Origin of the sequence: Tenacibaculum sp. AHE14PA (genome assembly GCF_019278465.1) — a bacterium.
Classification (GTDB): Bacteria; Bacteroidota; Bacteroidia; order Flavobacteriales; family Flavobacteriaceae; genus Polaribacter; species Polaribacter bernardetii.
Genome location: NZ_CP058983.1, coordinates 2095517 through 2116490, shown reverse-complemented (window position 1 = coordinate 2116490; position 20974 = coordinate 2095517). Strand labels below are relative to the sequence as shown.

The following is a 20974-nucleotide window of genomic DNA, read 5'->3' as shown; positions in this document are numbered from 1 at the left end:
GATTGTTTTAAAATATATGAAATAAAAGTAATGATTTTTACGCTATTGTTTCTAATACTTTAAAAATAATCGCACTCATAAATGCAGCAATAGGTAAAGTAAGTACCCAAGATAAAATAATTTTCCCGATTACTTTATAATTTGCTTTTTTGGTAATTGTACCAATACCAAATAAAGAACCTACAGAGACATGTGTTGTTGAAACAGGTAAGCCATGAACACTGGCGGTAGTTACCAGTAAACCGGTAATCATATTTGCTGTAAGACCTTGACTAGGATTCATTTTTGTGATTTTTTTACTCATAGTTTCTCCTACTTTCTTTGCATTTAATAAACCCCCTAGTGCCATTATAATGGCAACAGAGATCATACTCCATTTAATATCAATAGTATTAATGATTATTAGTAAACCAACAATTTTAGGTGTGTCATTTAATCCTCTAGCAAAACTTACAACACCAGAGCTTAAATAGTGTAAAGAATCTAAAAGTTTAGAAAAGTTAATCGTGAATAAGGTTGGATATTCTTTGTTTAAAGAGGGTGCTTTTTTTCGTAAAAACTTAAATAATAGATAAGCAAGTAAACTTAAAATTGCAGCTATAAGCGGACTTACAATTAAAGGCATTAGAAAAGTACTACCAAGTTTGTTAAAATTGAATTCAGTACCAACAGCCATTACGCCGGCACCAAATAAACCGCCAACCAAACTGTGAGTAGTAGAGATAGGCATACCAATTTTGGTTGCTGAAAAAACAGTTAAAGCAGCCCCTAGGGCAATTGAAATTGCAAAAATAGGTGTTTGTATTAACTCGTTAGGAACTAAACCTTTTCCTGAGAAGTTTTTAACGAGTTCTTCTGCTAAAAAAATAGCAGCAATAGAACCTGAAAAAGTAGTAATTGTAGCCCAATTAATTGCTTTCTTATAATTCGTAGTTCCGGAGCCAAATAAAGTTGCAACACCTTTAAAATTATCATTTGCACCATTACTATATGCTAAAAAACAAGCGGCAATAAACAAGAGTAGTAAAATCATTGAGTTAAATTTTTAAACGCTATGGCTTAGACGTGTTAGCTACTTTGTACTTACTGTTGCAAATAAAAAACCCATCAAATTTTATTTTAATGGGTTTTTTTATGTGAATAAAAGTAGTTGTTACTTTTTATTAAAATCTTTAATATACTTATCTAAAGCCATTGTCATTGAAGGCGTTTCGGGTGTTGGTGCAGCAATATCTACACGTAAACCTCTATCTTCAACAGCTTTAATAGTTGTGTTACCAAAAACAGCTATTCTTGTTTCGTTTTGTTTGAAGTCTGGAAAGTTTTCAAATAAACTATCAATCCCCGAAGGGCTAAAGAAGACTAAGATGTCATAAAAAACATCTTCTAAATCAGATAAATCACTAACTACAGTTCTATATAAATCTGCACGTTTCCAATCAACACCTAATTTATCTAACTCCTCAGGAATTAAAGGTTTTAATTTATCCGAAGAAGGTAATAAAAACTTCTCGTCTTTATGCTTTTTTATCAATTTAGTTAGTTCAGGGAAAGTTCTAGTACCAACATAAATTTTACGTTTTCTGTACACTACATATTTTTGTAAATAATAAGCAACAGCTTCTGATTGACAAAAGTATTTCATAGAGTCGGGAACGGTAAAGCGCATTTCTTCAGCAATTCTGAAAAAATGATCTACAGCATTCCTGCTTGTTAAAATAATTGCAGTATAGTTGTTTAAGTCAATTTTTTGAGATCTAACTTCTTTTCCATCAATACCTTCAACGTGAATAAAAGAGCGAAAATCAATTTTCACTTTTTGTTTTTCAGCTAAGTCAAAGTAAGGAGACGTTTCCGTCTTAGGAGCAGGTTGAGAGACTAAAATAGTTTTCACTTTCATATATTTTTCTCTTTACGTAGTCGTTGTTATTTTATAAACAATTAATAGCGGTGCTATTTCAAGGGTGCAAAAGTACAAAATAAAATAAAAGAACTTACGTATAACTATTTTTTTGTTGTTTTTAATGATTAAAAAAGCCCTGAAAATAAATAAGATACCAAAAACAGTTAATAGAAACGCGCGGTTGTTAAAACTAAATAAATAGAGTATTAAAGCAGGAAACAACCATAAAGCAAGACTGTTTAAATAACCTGATTTTATATGAATGAAATATTTAGCAATGGTATTGATCCCCATAATGTTAGCTAATAAAAAGTCTAAAAAGTATTTAAAAGCAAAGTAAAAAACAGTAAAAATTAGTACTACTAAATAACTTAAAAATTTATGATTGCTCGTGGTAGAAATTATTATTAAAAATAAAAATAAAGAAATTACAATTGCAGAGAAAAAGAAAAGTGTTAAAGAAAAAGGAGTGTAAAAAGAAGCGTTTTTTTCTATTTTTTTTTTAAAAAAACCAGGCGTAAAGGGCGCAAGGGCATATCCTAATAACTTATTTGGTTTAAGTGATTTCATTATTGCTAATAAAATTACCGCAAATATAATTACTAAAGTAATCCAATTATTATTAGATATAAGACGTTCAATTGCTTGCAAATGTATTTTTTTAATGCTTTTAATTAACACAAAATTAGTGATAATTTAGTGTATATTTGCTTAGATTTAGATGAAAATTACATGAAATCAGACGCTTTAGTTATAATTCCTACTTATAACGAAAAAGAAAACATAGCGGCGATAATACAAGCAACCTTTAAGCAAGAAAAAGAGTTTGATATTTTAGTTGTTGATGATAACTCTCCTGATGGCACAGCCGCTATAGTAGAGCAACTGCAAAAAGAATATCCGAATAGACTTTATATTGAAAAAAGAACAGGCAAAAACGGATTAGGAACAGCATATATTCATGGGTTTAAATGGGCTATAAATAAAGGTTACGAGTTTATAATTGAAATGGATGCTGATTTTTCGCACAACCCAAACGATTTAATTAAATTATACAATTCTTGTGCGATTGATGGTGCAGATGTTTCTGTAGGTTCTCGCTATTCTGTTGGAGTAAATGTTGTTAACTGGCCAATGAGTAGAGTTTTACTGTCTTATTTCGCATCAAAATATGTGCGATTAATTACAAGAATGCCAATTCACGATACTACAGCAGGTTTTGTTTGTTACAAGAGAAAAGTTTTAGAAACTATTAAATTAGATAAAATTAAATTTATAGGATATGCCTTTCAAATAGAAATGAAATTTAAGGCATGGAAGCATCAATTTAATATAAAAGAAGTTTCAGTTATATTTACTGATAGGATTTTAGGAGAATCGAAACTAAGTTCTGGTATTATAAAAGAAGCAGTATTCGGAGTTATAAAAATGAGATTAAAAGGTTTACCAAAATAATTATGAAATCATATTTAATTAAAAATGCAAACATCGTTAACGAAAACAAGGTTTTTAAAGGTGATGTTTTAATTGAAGGAAATTATATAAAAGAAATTTCAGTAGAAATTTCGACAACTTCAAATGTAGAAGTTATTGATGCTACAGGTAAATATTTAATTCCGGGTATGATTGATGATCAAGTGCATTTTCGAGAGCCAGGTTTAACTCATAAAGCAAATATAGCAACCGAAAGTAAGGCAGCAATTGCGGGTGGAATTACATCTTTTATAGAAATGCCCAATACGGTACCGCAAGCAACGACTCAACAATTATTAGAAGACAAATTTAAGATTGCTTCAAAAACATCTTATGCGAACTATTCGTTTATGTTTGGTGGAACAAACGATAATTTAGAAGAGTTGTTAAAAACAAACCCTAGAAATGTAGCTGGAATTAAGTTGTTCTTAGGTTCATCAACAGGAAACATGTTAGTAGATAACGAAGCTGTTTTAGAGAAGATATTCTCATCAACAGATATGTTAATTTCTGTACATTGTGAAGACGAAGCAACGATTAGAAAAAATACGGAAGAGTATAAAGCTAAATATGGCGATGATATTCCGTTAAAATACCATCCGGTTATTAGAAGTGAAGAAGCTTGTTACTTGTCTTCTTCAAGAGCTATTGAATTGGCTAAGAAAACTGGGGCAAGGTTGCATGTTTTTCATTTATCAACAGAAAAAGAAACGCATTTATTTAGAAATGATATTCCGTTAGAGGAAAAGAAAATTACCGCCGAGGTTTGTATACACCACTTATGGTTTACAGATAAGGATTATGATAAAAAGGGAACTCATATTAAATGGAATCCTGCTGTTAAATCTCAAAAAGATAAAGATGGCTTATGGAAAGCTTTGCTAGATGATAGAATCGATGTGATTGCTACCGATCATGCACCTCATACTTTGCAAGAAAAAGATAATATGTATATGAAAGCGCCAAGTGGTGGCCCATTAGTACAACACGCGATTCCTGCAATTTTGGAAAAAGTAAAAGAAGGAGTTTTATCAATTGAAAAAGCAGTTGAAAAAATGTGTCATAATCCTGCAAAATTATTTAAAGTAGAAAATCGCGGATTTATTAAAGAGGGATATTTTGCTGATTTAGTATTGATAGATACGAATGATAATTGGACGGTTACCAAAGAAAATATATTATATAAATGCGGATGGTCTCCTTTTGAAGGCGTTGAGTTTTTACATAAAATAACACATACTTTTGTAAACGGAAACTTAATGTTTGTAAACGGTGTTTTTGATGAAGAAACTAAAGGAAAACGATTAGAATTTAAAAAATAGATGAAAAATTTTTTCTACATAACGCTCTTTACGTTATTTGTTTCATGTACAAGTAACACGTTTTATAAAGCACCTAAAGATTTAATTCCGAAAGATTCGATGGTTACTTTGTTGACAGATATGTATATAGCATCTTCTGCTAAAAATGTGAAGAATAAATTCTTGAAAAAAGAAAAAAATTATGTGGGGTTAGTGTATCGTAAATATAAAATAGATAGTACGCGTTTTAAAAGTTCTAACCTATATTATACCTCTTTATCTGAAGAGTATGCAGAGATTTTAAAAGAAGTGAAAACTAATTTAGATTCTCTAGAGAGTTTTTACAGATTTAAAAAAATCAAAAAAGATTCATTGCCTAGAAAAAAGAAAATATTAAACGAAGAGTTATCTTTAAAACTAAGTGATAAAAACCAAAAATTACAAAAACCAGTAAAGAACCCGAAAGCAGTTAAGTAATTTAAGCGTTAAATTTTTCACAGACACTATTAATTACATTGTCAATTAATTCGAATTCGAAACCTGTTTCTTTTTCTATCTTTTTTGAAGAATAAAATGATTTAGTGTGTGAAGATTTTGCTGAGTTCTTAGTCAATAAAGCTTCTTTTCTAGTAAGTAAAGTTAATAACCAATCAATTCTCCATAATATACCAGTTGTAATTTCTCCAATTTTTATATAGGGTCTTTTTTTTTGCAATCCATCAGCTATAGCGACTAAAATATCTTTAAACGACTTATTCTCTGAAACTAAAATAAAGCGTTCATTTTTAACATCAGAGTTGATTAAGGAAGTCATTGCTTTTACAACATCTTTTACACCAACGAAACCAGTAACCCCTTCAGTATAAAATTTTAAACCGTTATTTATTTTTGTAAATAACTTACCAGATCCTTCATTCCAAAAGCCACTTCCTAATATTACTCCCGGATTTATAATAACAACATTTAATCCTTCTTGGCTACCTCGCCAAACTTCCATTTCGGCACCATATTTTGTAATAGAATAGCCACTATTATTGTCTTCGTCAGACCATTCATTTTCTTCGTCAATTATTTTTTCATTAATAGAACTTCCAATAGCAGCAATCGAACTCACGAAACAGAATTCATCAACATTGCCATCAATAGAAAGATTAATCATATTGGCAGTACCTTCAATATTTACTTGACGCATTTGTCTATAATCTTTCGGATTAAAAGAAACCAATGCAGCACAATGATAAACGGTCGTTATGTTTTTAAAAACGGGAATTAGAGAAGGTACTTCGGTAATATCAGCCTTAACCCATTCAATTTTAGTAAACAGTTTCTCTATGTTATCTGTATAATAAGAAAATATTTTTTTGACGTGTTCTTTCTTTTTTTCCGTTCTATAAATAGCACGTATTGTATCATTTTCTTGCGTTAAATGATATAATAAATGTGATCCTACCAATCCTGTTCCTCCTGTAACTAAAATCATATAACGAAAATAGAATTTTTTGAACGATAAATGTATCTTTGTCTCTTTAAAACTCATAAAAATGACCAAAAATTTAGTAGAAGAATTACGTTGGCGTGGAATGATTCACGACATGATGCCAGGAACAGAAGAGCAATTGCAAAAAGAAATGACGCCGGCATATATTGGTTTTGATCCAACCTCTGATTCATTACACATTGGTAGTTTAGTACCTATTATATTACTTGTACATCTTGAAAAAGCAGGGCATAAACCAGTTGCTTTAGTAGGAGGAGCTACAGGAATGATTGGTGATCCGTCAGGAAAATCAGACGAGCGTAATTTATTAAATGAAGAGGCGTTAGCTAAAAATGTAGACGGAATTAAAAGAACTTTAGCGCGTTTTTTAAATTTTGAGAGCGATAAAACAAATGCTCCTTTGTTGGTAAATAATTACGATTGGATGAAAGATTTTTCATTCATAGAATTTGCAAGAGACGTTGGTAAACGTATTACGGTAAATTATATGATGGCTAAAGACTCTGTAAAGAAACGTATTTCTGGAGATTCTAATAGCGGAATGAGTTTTACAGAATTTACATACCAATTAATTCAAGGATACGATTTTTACCATTTGTATAAAAATCACAACTGTTTATTACAAATGGGTGGTTCAGATCAATGGGGTAACATAACTACAGGTACAGAGTTAGTGCGTAGAATGAATGTAGGCGAAGAAGCAAAGGCGTATGCAATGACTTGTCCGTTAATTACAAAAGCAGACGGATCGAAGTTTGGAAAATCAGAAGGAGGAAATATATGGTTAGATGCAGCTAAAACATCAGTATATAAATTCTACCAATTTTGGTTAAATACTTCGGATGAAGATGCAGAAAAATATATTAAAATATTTACATTTTTAGATGAAGTAAGTGTTAAGGAATTAATAGCAACTCATAAAGAAGCTCCTCACGAAAGAGCACTTCAAAGAAAATTAGCGGAAGAGGTTACAACATTCGTTCACTCTAAAGATGAATTAGAAAAAGCAATTGCAGCATCTAATATTTTATTCGGAAAATCTACCTCAGAAGATTTAAAAGGTTTAGATGAGCAAACATTTTTAGACGTTTTTGATGGTGTGCCGCAAGCGGAAGTTTCTAAAAAAGATATCTCAGAAGGTCTATCAATGATTGATGCATTGTCAGGAAAAACTAGCTTTTTAAAATCTAACGGAGATGCAAAAAGAGCGTTAAAAGAAAATGCTGTTTCGGTAAATAAAGAGAAAGTAAAAGAAGATTTTACAATTACAGTAAAAGATTTAATAGCTGATAAATACGTGTTATTACAACGCGGAAAAAAGAGTTACTTCTTATTAAAAGTAGCGTAATTAAGAAGCTATTTTAATATTAAAAGTTAAAGGGCATCGCTTACAGTTGATGCCTTTTTTTTGGTATTTATTACAACACTTATTTTTTGGTTTTATACAATTTGATGTGCAAACAGAAGAGCATACAGCTTCTTGTTGCATCGAAACAACAGGAATCGCCTTTTTATTTTCAATATAAAATATGATCATAACTTGTGTAATTCGATGCAAATATAATACTTTATTTAGAATAAATTAAAATAATATTTAATGTGATTTTTTTCTTTAAAAAAGATAGTTAAGCTATCTTTGTCTCATCTATTTTAAGAATAAGTTTTGCTGCAAAAAATAAGCGTTTATTTTTTTATTCTACTTTACATGGTTGCTATGCTTAGGCCAATTGCACCGTTTGTTGAGTATGCCGTAAATTATGATTATATATCAAAAGTATTATGTATTAATAAAGACAAACCAGCGCTTCAATGTAATGGTAAATGTCAATTAATGCAAAAGATAGAACAGCAACAAGAAGATGATTTTAAATCATTAAGTATTGTTATAAAAGATTATCCAATTGGTTTTGTAGAGTTACTTTCTGTAAACGCAAAAAACAACTATAATAAATATGTAAAAAAAACATATTTTTATACAAAAAATTATTGTTTCCTATTTTCAATAGCTATTTTTCATCCACCAATTTTTTAAATTTTACATACAGATAATTAAGAATACAGTTTAAAACTAAACTGTATAAAACAATATTGTAAAATTTTAAAAAAAATAAACTGATGAAATTATCAAAAATCATCTTTATAGGAATTTTTATGTTCTTATTTCAAGTAGTAAACGCACAAAAAATAACATCACAAAATAACGAGTGGAAATCTAGTAGACCAGATGGGCATGCCCCAATTAGTGTAATGGGAGATCATTATCATAAGAAAGGAGATTTAATGTTTTCTTACCGATACATGAATATGTATATGAAAGGATTAGAGCAAAATGGTACTACTATTACTAATGATGCAGCTCATGATGCTGGTTATATGGTAACACCTTTAAGTATGCCAATGAACATGCATATGTTAGGTATTATGTATGCGCCAACGGATAAAATAACTTTAATGGCCATGGCAAACTATATTACTAATGATATGGATTTACAGATGAGAATGATGGGAATGAAAACTAAATTTTCAACAGCATCATCTGGTTTTGGAGATGTAAAATTAGGAGTCTTATATAAATTCATTAACAAGAACCGTCAATCTTTACATGGTTTGGTAAATATATCTATTCCTACAGGAAGTTTAGAGGCTACAGATCAAACACCAATGTCTTCTCCAAATGAAATAATATTGCCTTATCCAATGCAAGTTGGTAGCGGAACTTATGATATGGATTTAGGGTTGACATATTTAGGTCAAACTAATCATGTTTCTTGGGGTTCTCAATTAAAAGCTACGTATCGTTTTGGCAGCAATGAATACGATTATTCTTTAGGAAACCGTTACAGTTTAAATTCTTGGTTTGCAGTAAAAACGTCAGATTGGTTAAGTATTTCGGCACGAATGGAAATCTTATCTGTAGCTAAAACAAATGGTGAGAATCCAAATTTAACACCTATGATGGTTACTACAGCAAATACTGAAAATTCAGGGGGTAATTATATAAATACAGGATTAGGTTTTAATATTTATGCTTTTAAAGGATCTTTAAAAAATGTTCGTTTTGGTGCTGAATATGCATTGCCAATTTATCAAGATTTAAACGGAATTCAGTTAGAGCAAAAACAAACAATCACTTTAGGTTTACAGTATTCAATGTAAACTCAAACACATTCAAAAACGTAATTACTATAATTCACTCGATGTGATCGTTAGAAGAGTTTCATAAAATCAGTCTGAACTAAAGTAATTACCAACAATACATTCATAAAATGAAAAAATTAGCCATAATTTTATTCATAGGTTTACTTATGCCTATGTTAAAAAGTTTCGCACAAACAACATATAAAGGTCAGGTTACTGATAAAAACAACAACCCAATAGTTGGAGCATCAATAATTTCTACTACTGATAAAAATAAAGGAACAGCTACCGATTTTGAAGGTAATTTTACTGTAAAATTAAATACTACAACTGTAAAAGTAACCTCTATAGGTTTTCAAACAAAAGAAGTAACACTTACGCTAAATTTAAATACCATAATTTTAGAACAAGCTATAGAAAATTTAGAAGAAGTTGTTGTTTCTGCAAGTAGAGAAATACAACAAAGAAGTGAAGTTCCTGGAGCAATTGGAGTTTTAACGGCAAATCAAATAGAAAACACAAAAGCTTTTGGTATAGAACAATTGGTTAATCAGGTTTCTGGTGTATTTATGAGCACATCAAAAGCATCCAGCAATGAGCAACATTTTATGGCTACACGTTCTTCAATATCAACAAAGTCTTTGTTTTTGTATGTAGAAGATGGTTTACCTATTCGCCCGGTTGCTGTATTTAACCATAATGCGTTATTAGAAATGAATAGTACAACATTTAATCGTGTTGAAGTTTTAAAAGGACCTGCTTCTAGTATTTACGGAAGTGAAGCTATTGGTGGAAGTTTTAATTTTATCACTAAAAACCCAAGTAAAGAATTTGAAGCTTCGTTAGGTGCTCAAATAAACACAATGGGTTTAAGTCGTTTTGAAGCAGAAGCTTCTACAACAGCAAAAGAAAAATATGGTTTTTATGTTGGAGGACATTATGTACAACGTAAAAATGGACCTGTTGAGCATTCAGATTATGAGAAATTTGCGATTAGCTTTAAAAACGTAAATGATTTTTCTGAAACTTTAAAATGGACAAATATGGTAACTTTTGTAGATTATCGTTCGGACATGTCGGGCTCAACATCACAAGCTAATTATGAAGCTGGTGAATATGAAAGCGACCAAACATTTACAGAAAGAGTAGCGAGAGCTTTACGTTTTAGATCTACACTTGACAAAAAATGGAATGAGAACAACAAAACATCATTCAATTTTATTTACAGAAATAATGTAATGGATCAAATTCCTTCGTATAGAATTAGCCAAAGAAACGGAACAGGTGAAATTAATTCTAATACATTTAAAAGCTATGTTGGTTTAGTACAACACAAAATTAATTTCGACTTTGCTGATGCCTCATTAATCGTTGGTGCAACTGCCGATTTTTCTCCACAAGATTATGTAGCGGAAACAATTGCTGTTGTTACAGATGCTGAAACAAATAAAAATACGAGTTACATAGTAAATTCAGGTGACTATATTTTAAATTATCAGGTTGATATTTTTAACTATGCTGGTTATGCTCAGTTTGAAATTTCTCCTATTGAAAACTTAAAATTAACTGGTGCTATTCGTTATGACGGATTTAGTTATGATTACAATAATTTAGTAGAAAACCTTATTGGTGTTGCTGATACTAAAGTGACGTATACTAATGTTGCTCCAAAATTAGGGTTTAATTACAACCTATCAGAAAATGCAGGTTTTTACGGTAATTATTCCAAAGGATTTACGCCACCACAAACATCAACCTTATTCAGGAATGGAGATAACGATGCTGCTGGAAACACGGTATTTAATTTAAAACCTGCTAAGTTTGATAATTTTGAAGTTGGTGGATATTTTACTATTCCATCAAAGTTAAAAGTTGATGTTGCTGTATACCAATTAGACGGAAAAGATCGCTTAATTTCTATTCAAGATGAAAACGATAATTACTTACAATTAAACGCAGGTAAAACACAATCTCGTGGTGTTGAATTGGGTGTAAAGTACAATTTTATGGAAAATTTTTGGGTTTCGTATAGTGGAAGTTATGCTACTCACAAATACATTGACTTCTTTGAAGATGCTGTAGATTATTCAAATACCGATATGCAAATTGCACCAAATTATTTAGCTAATGCAACTATTAATTACAAACCTTTAAAAGAGCTATTGTTAACTTTAGAACACGAACAAGTAGGTTCTTATAATACAAGTTTTGAAGGGCAGGCTGTTGTTGGCATAGATGCGGCTGATGAAAATATTTTAGGAACATCAACTTACGGTGGACATCATGTATTTAATTTCAGAGCAAATTATACGATAGGTAAATTTGAAGTTTGGGGACAAGCATTAAATATTTTTGATGAATTGTATGCTGTAAGAGTTTCTTATAGTATTTGGAACAAAGCAAATACGTATAGTATTGGTAATCCAAGAGCTTTTCATTTTGGTATAAAATATAATTTTTAATTACAAAGCGATAGCTAATTATTTAATTGTCTTAACAAAAATGAAAAAGGAATTAATGTCATCGCGAGGATCGATCTGTTTTATAATAAACGGATTGCTTCTCTCATTATTCATTTGCAACGACGATTACTAAATTATTAAAAGATGAAGAATAAAAAATTAAATCAATGGCTTTGGAAATGGCATTTTATTGCAGGGCTTATTTCGTTACCATTTGTATTGATACTATCAATAACAGGGGGAATTTATTTATTTAAAACAGGTGTAGAAAGTAAAGCGATTGCAAAAATTCAAGATATTGAAACACTGCAAACAACACCAATTTCATATCAAAAACAGTGGGAGATTGCTACAGGAAAATTGAAAAAGAAACCCAATTCAATAGTTATTAATACAAATTCTGATAAAGCAACAGCATTTATTTCAGGGAGGTTCAGTCATAAAAAAACTATTTTTATAAATCAATATACAGGCGAAGCCGCAGGAACATTTAGTCCTAAAAATACTTGGATGCATACGGTACGAAAATTACACGGCGAGTTATTAGCAGGAAAAGTAGGAACGACAATCATTGAATTAATTGCCAGTTGGATGGTGGTGTTAATTTTAACAGGCTTATATATTTGGTGGCCATTTTCTAGTTTTAAAGACTTAAAAGGTGTTTTTACAATCCGATTCAATCAAGGAAAAAGAATTTTATTTAGAGATTTACATGCTGTTACAGGTTTTTGGATATCTCTTTTATTATTACTTGTTTTAGCAGGAGGTTTGCCTTGGACAGATTTTTTTGGAAGTAATTTTAAATGGGTACAAAAAGTAACCAATACAGGGTTTCCTAAAACTTGGAGCGGACGAGGTTTAACATCCGAAGTAAAAGAAAAAGCAATTACTATTGAAGAAATGATTGCGATTGCAAATCAGCAAAATTTACAAGGAATTATTAGTGTTGGTTTACCAAAATCAACAAAAAGTACGTTTAGTGTATCGAATAGTACTTTTCCTTTAGATGCTCAGAAAATGTTGCATTTTGACCAATATTCAGGTAACTTAATAAAAGCACATACTTGGAGCGATGTTGGTTTTTTAATGCGTGGCAGAATGTGGGTAATGGCATTTCATCAAGGTCAATTTGGTGGCTGGAATTGGTGGCTAATGTTCGGTATTGCCACCTCCTTAACGCTAATGACGGTTGCAGGATTATTTTCTTATCTGTATAGAAAACAACAAGGAAGTTGGGGTGTTCCAAAAGTATCTAGTCAATCTAAAGTAGGAAAATCTATTCTTTTTATACTTATTTTATTAGGTGTTTTATTACCAATATTTGGCTTAAGCTTAGTACTGATAATCATTTTAGAAAAAGTATTTAAAAAGATAAATATTGACTGTGATAGTTTTTAAATTTATCAAAAGTATATATAATTTTAGTCACTACTTTATGTAAGGATTTGTAGTTTTGATGACTAATAAAAGGTAAACTAACTTAAAATTAAGTAAAAAATGAAAAAAAGAATTTTAGTATTAGCAATGTTAATGGTCGCTGTATTATTCTCTACAGAAGCAATGGCGCAAGAATTTAAAGGGTTAGATAAAAGCCCTATGGATGCTGCATCATACCCAAGTAGCTATAGAGTATCAGATAAATTAGTGAAAATAACATATAGTCGTCCACAATTAAAAGGAAGAAATGTGGCTAAGTTAGCTCCTGCAGGAAAAGTGTGGAGAACAGGTGCAAATGAAGCGCCAGAAATTACGTTTTATAAAGATGTGAAATTTGGAGGGAAAGATGTAAAAGCAGGAACTTATACATTATTTACAATGCCAGGAGATAAAGAATGGACAGTGATTTTAAGCACAGCTAAAAATGTATGGGGTTCTTATTTTTATAGCGAAGGTGAAGATGTGGTTCGTGTAATGGCATCAAAATCTAAATCAGAAAAGTCGATTGAAGCTTTTTCAATTGCTTTTGATGGTAAAGATAATGACGCTACAATGTTTATAGGTTGGGGAGACATAATTGTGTCTGTACCAGTTAAAGGATAATTCTCTTAAAAATTAATATTTTTGTATAATCTATTGAAATTCATTAAGTTTATAATTAAGTTTAAATATAAATTTTATGAAAAGTAAATTAAACATTTTTATTGTAGTTTTAATGGTAATCGGTTTATTGGTGAGTTGCAATGACTCTTCAGAAAATATGCCAGATGAATTATCGATTCAAGAAAAAATAGAATTCTTAGAAAGTGGCGAATGGCTCAGTGAAAATGGAGATAATGAGCCAAATGTAATGTATACGTTTTCTAAAGGGAAACGATTTAATTCCTACAAAAGTGAAGGTGTTTGGCATGAAGGAAGCACAACATCTTCTGCGAATTATATGGCTGAAGAAAATTTGTTAACCATGGATTTTTATTTTGGGAATGTTTACACTTATAATGTAGAGTTTTCATGTGATAATAATATTATTAAATTCTTTAAAGATGATGAATTAGCTGATACCTTATATAAAAGAAATTCTAATTATAAGGATTGTTTAAAATAAATAAAAATATTTCTCATAAATAGGCTTAGAAATCATATGATTTCTAAGCCTATTTTGTTTTTAATAAACTCCATTTTTATAGATAAAAAGAAATAAAAATAGTATTTAAAATAACCGTAAATTTGCAACTTCTTAAAAAGAGACAAAATGCAATATAATCATCAAGAGATAGAAAAGAAATGGCAACAATTTTGGGCAGACAACCAAACATTTAAAGCCAGTAATGAATCGGAGAAACCTAAATACTATGTCTTAGATATGTTCCCTTATCCGTCAGGAGCAGGTTTACATGTTGGGCATCCTTTAGGATATATTGCATCAGATATTTATGCACGTTACAAGCGTCATAAAGGATTTAATGTATTGCATCCACAAGGGTATGATTCTTTTGGTTTACCAGCAGAACAATATGCAATTCAAACAGGGCAACATCCTGCAAAAACTACTGAAGAAAATATTACAACATATAGAAGACAGTTAGATACTATTGGTTTTTCTTTCGATTGGTCTCGTGAAGTACGTACTTCTAATCCAGAGTATTATAAATGGACACAGTGGATTTTTATTCAACTTTTTAATTCGTGGTACAACAAAGATTCTGATAAAGCAGAAGATGTTAAAACATTAATTTCGGTATTTAAAAAATCAGGAAATGCAACTGTAAATGCTGTTTCAGAAGAAGATATTACTATTTTTTCTGCAGATGAATGGAAAGCCTTTTCAACAACAGAACAAGAAGCAATTTTGTTACAATATCGTTTAACCTATTTGTCGGATACCGAAGTAAACTGGTGTCCTGAATTAGGAACGGTATTAGCAAACGACGAGATAATAAATGGAGTTTCAGAACGCGGTGGGCACCCTGTAGAGCGTAAGAAAATGACCCAATGGTCTATGCGAATTTCTGCATATGCACAACGTTTGTTAGACGGATTAGAAACAATTGATTGGCCGCAACCTTTAAAAGATAGCCAAACAAATTGGATTGGTCGTTCGCAAGGAGCTATGGTAACTTTTAAGGTAGATGCTTTAGAAGCTCCAGAAGCTGGCGTACGTTTATCTTATAAAGAGCTAGAGGCGTTAAAAGAAATGCGTTTAAACCTTTCGAAGGCTGAAGAAGTACTTTGGAATGAATTAAAAAATAAAAAAGGAGCTGCAAAATTCAGGAAAAAATATACCATTGGTACATTTTTAGTAGATTATGTATGCTTAGCAAAAAATATAATTGTGGAGTTTTCTGGTAAAGAAGACGAAGCAAAAAGAGATGCTTATTTTACAAGTGAAGGATTTCATGTAGTGCGTTTTACAAATGATGAGGTGTTAGAAAATGTTTTAGGTGCGGTATCTAAAATTAACAACACGATTCAGTTTGCAAAACCAATTGAAAAAACAACTGTTGAGGTTGTAGAAACAGCAATAGCAAACGATTATAAAATAGATGTTTTTACAACGAGACCTGATACTATTTACGGAGTCTCATTTATGACCCTAGCTCCAGAGCACGAATTAGTAGCTAAAATTACAAGCGAAGGGCAACAAAAAGCGGTTTACGATTATATTAAAGCAACTGCAAAACGTTCTGAAAGAGAACGAATGGCAGATGTAAAAACAATTTCAGGAGTTTTTACAGGTGCGTATGCTTTACATCCGTTTACGGGAAAACAAATACCAATTTGGATTGGAGATTACGTGTTAGCAAACTACGGTACAGGTGCTGTTATGGCGGTTCCTTGTGGTGATCAGCGTGATTATGATTTCGCAAAGAAATTCGAATTAGAGATTCCTAATGTTTTTGAGAATGTAGATATTTCTGAAGCTGCACATGCAGATAAAGAAGGAACTAAAATTGCAAATTCTGATTTCTTAAATGGTTTATCGTATAAAAAAGCGATGAAATTAGCCATTTATGAAATGGAACAAAAAGGTTTTGGTTTTGGTAAAATAAACTACCGTTTACGCGATGCTGTATTTAGCCGTCAGCGTTATTGGGGAGAACCTTTTCCGGTGTATTATAAAGACGGAATGCCACAAATGATTGATGCTAAACACTTACCAATCGTTTTACCAGAAGTAGAAAAATATTTACCTACAGAAGATGGGAAACCACCTTTAGGAAATGCTACTGAATGGGCTTGGGATTCTCGCGCAAAGAAAGTTGTATCGAATGATAAGTTAAAAAATAAAACAGTATATCCGTTAGAGCTAAATACAATGCCAGGTTGGGCAGGTAGCTCATGGTATTTTAACCGTTATATGGATGCTACTAACGATGGTGAATTTGTAAGCAAAGAAGCTGCTGATTATTGGAAACAAGTAGATTTATATATTGGTGGTTCTGAGCATGCAACAGGGCACTTATTATATGCTCGTTTTTGGCAAAAATTCTTGTTTGATAAAGGAATTGTTCCTGTTGATGAGTTTGCAAAAAAGCTAATCAACCAAGGAATGATTTTAGGAACATCAGCACTTGTTTATGAAGCATTGTTTGACGGAAAAAAGAATAACTTATATATTTCATCTGATTATTTTCAAGGACATGATGCTATAACGGGTGTAGATGAGAAATTATGGTCTAGATTACAAAAGAAACAGAAGGAAGCCGGTCTTACTGAAGAAAATGAAACAACTTTATCTTACAGACCTATTCATATTAGTCTAAGTGCAATTGAAGGGGATACAAATGTAAATATTGATAAATTAAAAGAGTGGAGAGATGAATTTAAAACGGCTGAATTTGTTTTTGGAAGAGATAATAAATTTTTATGCCATCGAGAAGTCGAAAAAATGTCGAAGTCTAAGCACAATGTTGTTAATCCAGATTTAATTTGTGAAGAATTTGGTGCAGATGCATTGCGTTTATTCGAAATGTTTTTAGGGCCTTTAGAACAAACAAAACCTTGGAAAACTTCAGGTATTTCAGGCGTATATTCTTTCTTAAAGAAATTATGGAAGTTATATGTTGGCCAAGAAGGTGTACTTGTTACTGATGCTGAACCAGCAAAAGAGGAGTTAAAAGTTTTACATAAAACCATTAAAAAAGTAGAAGAAGATATTGAGAATTTCTCATTTAACACATCGGTTTCTACCTTTATGATTGCGGTAAACGAACTAACTGCTTTAAAGTGTACTAAACGTGCAATCTTAGAACCTTTATTAACATTAATTTCACCATATGCACCGCATATCGCAGAAGAGTTATGGAGTCAGTTAGGACATGAAGGTTCAATAGCAACTATTGATTTCCCTAAGTTTGAAGCTTCTCATTTAGTAGAAAGCTCTAAAACGTACCCAGTTTCTTTTAATGGAAAAATGCGTTTTACGCTAGAGTTGTCTTTAGATTTAAGTAAAGATGAAATCGAAAAAATAGTAATGGCAGATGAACGTACAATTGCACAATTAAAAGGGCAAGAGCCTAAAAAGGTAATTATTGTACCAGGAAAAATTATTAATATTGTAGGATAGTTTTTTATCAATTATATAATTAATACCCTTGTTTATTGTAAATAAATAAGGGTGTTTTTTTGGTTAAAAATCAAAAAAAAACGCAAATTTGTAATAAAAAGAATATGAAAAAATTACCTTTTAAAAGCTTCTGGCTTTTTCTATTAATTCCTTTCGGTGTTGTGTTTTTTGTGGTAATACCAGAAATTGAAAAAAACTATGAGCGATATAATAATCACCAGATTACACTTCAAAAAGATATTCATACTTTAGATTCTTTAAAGCAATCAGAAAAACTAAGCTCAAAAGGGAAACATTTACTTCAAAAATTAGAAATCACAGTGCCAATTCATACAAAGGTTTATGGTGGTGAGAAATTTATGTTCTATAAAACAGGTGGAATGCTTGTTGTTTTAGTATTTATGGGTGTTGGTATGGTTGCAACAAATTATATATCTAATAAAAAGAAAACTTCACCAAAAAATAAACAAGTAGATTTTGTTTTTGAAGATCCAACAACTGATGTAATTGGGCAAAAAATATCTTGGGGAGCTCTAGAGAATTCTGCGAGTAATTTTGCAAGCGAAGTTTTAAAAAAAACAGCACAAGGTTACAAAATAACGGCTAGCTCGTTAACCAAAGTATTTGCTTGGAGTTTTTTCTTAATGGGCTTAAATTATGTAGTAATTTCATTTTACGAATACTATCAAGTTTATGATATTCCACTTACTTTTATGAAAGGAGGAAAGTTGTTTTTTACTTCTGGAGGACCTTTTTTATTAATAGGATTGGTTTTATTATTTGTGTTTTCTCCTAAAGTATTTATACATGTTCGAAAAAGAAAAATTATTATTGGCGGTGAAACTTTGCAATATCAGCAAGTATATGCTTTGCAGGTATTAGAAAAGTTTTCGTCGGGAGGCAGTTCTTCAAGCGGATATTTTTCATATGAGTTAAATTTGATAACAAATAAAGGAGATCGATTCAATTTACTAAACCATGGAGATAAGATGTATATTTTAAGTGATATGATGAAAATAAGTAAAATATTAAAAGTGCCAGTTTGGAATAACGGAGTTGTATAATTACGTTTACATAAACTTTTAGTAATTTAGACCCAAAATAAAAGGGAATTTGGTTTTTTCATCTTGCAATAAACATACTTTAAAGGTTACATATTTTAATACGGTTAGTGAAATATCAAATGATGTTTGGCAACAGTTAAATTGTACACATAATTTGTATTTCCATCCGCAGTATTTAGAAGCACTGCAGCAAAATAATCCGAAGATACAATTTTCTTATATCGTTTTGTTTAATGAGAAGGATGAAGCAGTGGCTTTGGCAACAATTCAAATAGTCGATTTTTATTTAGATAGTGTTCAGAATGAAATGCAATCTGTTGTAGAATGGGTAAAGTGTTTGGGAAGAAAACTACGAGTTATAACACCAGAAAAAGTGTTTAAAGTACTTACTTGTGGAAACACTTTTGTTAGTGGCGAACATGGAATTTTTATCAGTAAAAATCAAAATAAGAAGTTAATTTTAGCTAGAATTACTAAAGCTGTAGTGGATTTATCGAACTCGATAAATGATGTAGATGCATTTATGTTAAAAGATTTTGAAAACGAATCATTATTCATAACCAATAAACTTTATGAAGAAGGTTATAATTCATTTAATGTAGAACCTAATATGGTGTTACATTTAGAGAGTGATTGGTATAGTTTAGATGATTATTTAGCTGCTTTAAAAACAAAGTTTAGAGTAAAAGCAAGAAAAGCTCTAAAGCTTAGTGCAGTCTTACAGGTAGAGAATATTACAGCGAGTAGACTTAAAGATTTATTGCCAGAAATGACAGCTCTTTACAAAACTGTATCAGCAAAATCGAGTTTTAATTTAGGGGATTTTAATTTACAAACCTATAAATCGTTGAAAGATAATTTAGGGGATGCTTATTTTTTAAAAGCATATTGGTTAGAAGATAAGTTGGTAGGTTTTTTATCAGGTATTTTTAATCAAGAATCGTTAGATGCTCATTTTGTAGGTATAGATTATGTACACAATAGAGATTACGCAATATATCAGCGTATGTTATATGATTATATAGCTTTAGGGATACAAAAGAAAGTAAAAACAATAAACTTTGGAAGAACAGCAAGTGAAATAAAAAGTTCGGTTGGCGCCAATCCAGAGAATTTAACTATTTATTTACGCCATAAGAAGACAATACCAAACCGTATTTTAAGTTTGTTTTTAAAGCGAATTCAACCATCAGAGTTTAAACAAAAACATCCGTTTAAAAATAAAAAATTAATAGCATAAGTTAATTTGTAATAATGAAAAACACTCAAGAATTATTAAATATACTAACCTTAGAAGATTTAGGTAATAATAACTTTAACGGCGTTAGTAAAGATATTGGAAGTCCGAATGTATTTGGGGGCCAAGTTTTAGCGCAATCTTTAAATGCAGCTTATAGAACTATATCAAACAATAGAATTTTACATTCGCTACATTCTTATTTTTTAGAAGCAGGAGATTTAGATTTGCCCATAACCTATAATGTACAGGTTATTCGTGACGGAGGTAGTTTTTCTACGCGTAGAGTAACGGCGCATCAAAATGATAAAAATATTTTTATTTTATCGTGTTCTTTTCATAAGGAAGAGGAAGGGCATGAGCATCAAATACCTATTAAAAAGCATATAAAACAACCAGAAGAGTTATTTAGTTGGACGGATATGTTAGTTCAGTTTGGCGATTTTTTACCTAAAAAGTTAAAAGCTTTTTTAAGTGTGGAGCGACCAATAGAGTTTAAACCTGTTGAAATTGTAAACCCTTTAGAAAAAAAGGATGTACAACCGTTTGTAGATGTATGGTTTCGACTAAAAGGTGATCCTGTTGATTTATCTTTAGCGTTAAAACAGCAAATTCTTACGTATATATCTGATTACAATATTTTAACAGCCTGTTTAAATCCAAATGCGAGCGTTGCTAATTTTGGCAATACTCAAATGGCAAGTTTAGATCACTCAATGTGGTTTTACCGTGATTTTGATTTTAACGATTGGATGTTATTCTCTATAGAGAGCCCGAATACCTTTGGTGCACGTGGCTTTGCTTGTGGTAATATTTATACGAGAGAAGGTAAGTTAATAGCTTCAGTAGCACAAGAAGGATTAATGCGCCCAATGAAAAAGTAAATTAATTATT

At 30.9% G+C, this 20974-nt stretch carries 18 protein-coding genes; 14 read left to right on the top strand and 4 right to left on the bottom strand.

Annotation, left to right across the window (positions count from 1 at the left end; translation table 11 throughout):
- Positions 1-37: 37 nt before the first annotated feature.
- The 3 genes from H0I30_RS09780 to H0I30_RS09770 form a co-directional block, all read right to left on the bottom strand.
- A complete protein-coding gene (locus H0I30_RS09780) occupies positions 38-1033 on the bottom strand; it encodes an inorganic phosphate transporter (protein ID WP_218771679.1) in 996 nt (331 codons plus the stop codon).
- A 120-nt stretch (positions 1034-1153) separates the two neighbouring features.
- The gene (locus H0I30_RS09775; protein ID WP_218771678.1) at positions 1154-1900 is read right to left on the bottom strand and encodes a uroporphyrinogen-III synthase; all 747 of its coding nucleotides are present in this window, start codon (positions 1898-1900) and stop codon (positions 1154-1156) included.
- A 12-nt stretch (positions 1901-1912) separates the two neighbouring features.
- Positions 1913-2554, bottom strand: coding sequence for a DUF4271 domain-containing protein (locus H0I30_RS09770; protein WP_218771677.1), 642 nt, complete (start codon positions 2552-2554; stop codon positions 1913-1915).
- 81 nt (positions 2555-2635) lie between these two features.
- Between H0I30_RS09770 and H0I30_RS09765 the strand changes: the two genes are divergently transcribed.
- From H0I30_RS09765 to H0I30_RS09755, 3 genes are read left to right on the top strand one after another with little or no spacing between them, the layout of a single operon-like run.
- The gene (locus H0I30_RS09765) at positions 2636-3358 is read left to right on the top strand and encodes a polyprenol monophosphomannose synthase (protein WP_218771676.1); all 723 of its coding nucleotides are present in this window, start codon (positions 2636-2638) and stop codon (positions 3356-3358) included.
- 2 nt (positions 3359-3360) lie between these two features.
- The gene (locus tag H0I30_RS09760) at positions 3361-4698 is read left to right on the top strand and encodes a dihydroorotase (protein ID WP_218771675.1); all 1338 of its coding nucleotides are present in this window, start codon (positions 3361-3363) and stop codon (positions 4696-4698) included.
- The gene (locus H0I30_RS09755; protein ID WP_218771674.1) at positions 4699-5154 is read left to right on the top strand and encodes a DUF4296 domain-containing protein; all 456 of its coding nucleotides are present in this window, start codon (positions 4699-4701) and stop codon (positions 5152-5154) included.
- A 1-nt stretch (position 5155) separates the two neighbouring features.
- On the opposite strand, the gene H0I30_RS09750 is transcribed toward H0I30_RS09755, so the two are convergent.
- On the bottom strand, positions 5156-6157 hold the full coding sequence (locus H0I30_RS09750) for an SDR family oxidoreductase (protein ID WP_218771673.1): 1002 nt from the start codon (positions 6155-6157) through the stop codon (positions 5156-5158).
- Between the two features lie 61 nt (positions 6158-6218).
- Between H0I30_RS09750 and tyrS the strand changes: the two genes are divergently transcribed.
- The 11 genes from tyrS (at position 6219) to H0I30_RS09695 (ending at position 20964) form a co-directional block, all read left to right on the top strand.
- Positions 6219-7523: a tyrosine--tRNA ligase gene (gene tyrS / locus H0I30_RS09745; protein WP_218771672.1), complete on the top strand. Its 1305-nt coding sequence runs from the start codon at positions 6219-6221 to the stop codon at positions 7521-7523.
- A gap of 366 nt (positions 7524-7889) precedes the next feature.
- The gene (locus H0I30_RS09740; RefSeq protein WP_218771671.1) at positions 7890-8207 is read left to right on the top strand and encodes a hypothetical protein; all 318 of its coding nucleotides are present in this window, start codon (positions 7890-7892) and stop codon (positions 8205-8207) included.
- A gap of 83 nt (positions 8208-8290) precedes the next feature.
- Entirely contained in the window at positions 8291-9331 is a 1041-nt protein-coding gene (locus H0I30_RS09735; RefSeq protein WP_218771670.1) for a transporter, read from the top strand.
- A 110-nt stretch (positions 9332-9441) separates the two neighbouring features.
- Positions 9442-11775, top strand: a complete 2334-nt coding sequence (locus H0I30_RS09730; protein ID WP_218771669.1) for a TonB-dependent receptor — start codon at positions 9442-9444, stop codon at positions 11773-11775.
- 144 nt (positions 11776-11919) lie between these two features.
- Complete coding sequence (locus H0I30_RS09725) at positions 11920-13173, top strand: PepSY domain-containing protein (protein ID WP_218771668.1); 1254 nt, start codon at positions 11920-11922, stop codon at positions 13171-13173.
- A gap of 99 nt (positions 13174-13272) precedes the next feature.
- On the top strand, positions 13273-13815 hold the full coding sequence (locus H0I30_RS09720) for a DUF2911 domain-containing protein (RefSeq protein WP_218771667.1): 543 nt from the start codon (positions 13273-13275) through the stop codon (positions 13813-13815).
- 76 nt (positions 13816-13891) lie between these two features.
- Positions 13892-14317 (top strand): hypothetical protein, encoded by a 426-nt coding sequence (locus H0I30_RS09715; protein ID WP_218771666.1) that lies wholly within the window; start codon positions 13892-13894, stop codon positions 14315-14317.
- Positions 14318-14464: 147 nt separating this feature from the next.
- The gene (locus tag H0I30_RS09710; protein ID WP_218771665.1) at positions 14465-17779 is read left to right on the top strand and encodes a class I tRNA ligase family protein; all 3315 of its coding nucleotides are present in this window, start codon (positions 14465-14467) and stop codon (positions 17777-17779) included.
- Positions 17780-17883: 104 nt separating this feature from the next.
- Positions 17884-18843: a hypothetical protein gene (locus H0I30_RS09705; RefSeq protein ID WP_218771664.1), complete on the top strand. Its 960-nt coding sequence runs from the start codon at positions 17884-17886 to the stop codon at positions 18841-18843.
- A 49-nt stretch (positions 18844-18892) separates the two neighbouring features.
- Positions 18893-20083: a GNAT family N-acetyltransferase gene (locus tag H0I30_RS09700; RefSeq protein WP_218771663.1), complete on the top strand. Its 1191-nt coding sequence runs from the start codon at positions 18893-18895 to the stop codon at positions 20081-20083.
- 14 nt (positions 20084-20097) lie between these two features.
- Entirely contained in the window at positions 20098-20964 is an 867-nt protein-coding gene (locus tag H0I30_RS09695) for an acyl-CoA thioesterase II (RefSeq protein WP_218771662.1), read from the top strand.
- Positions 20965-20974 lie beyond the last annotated feature (10 nt).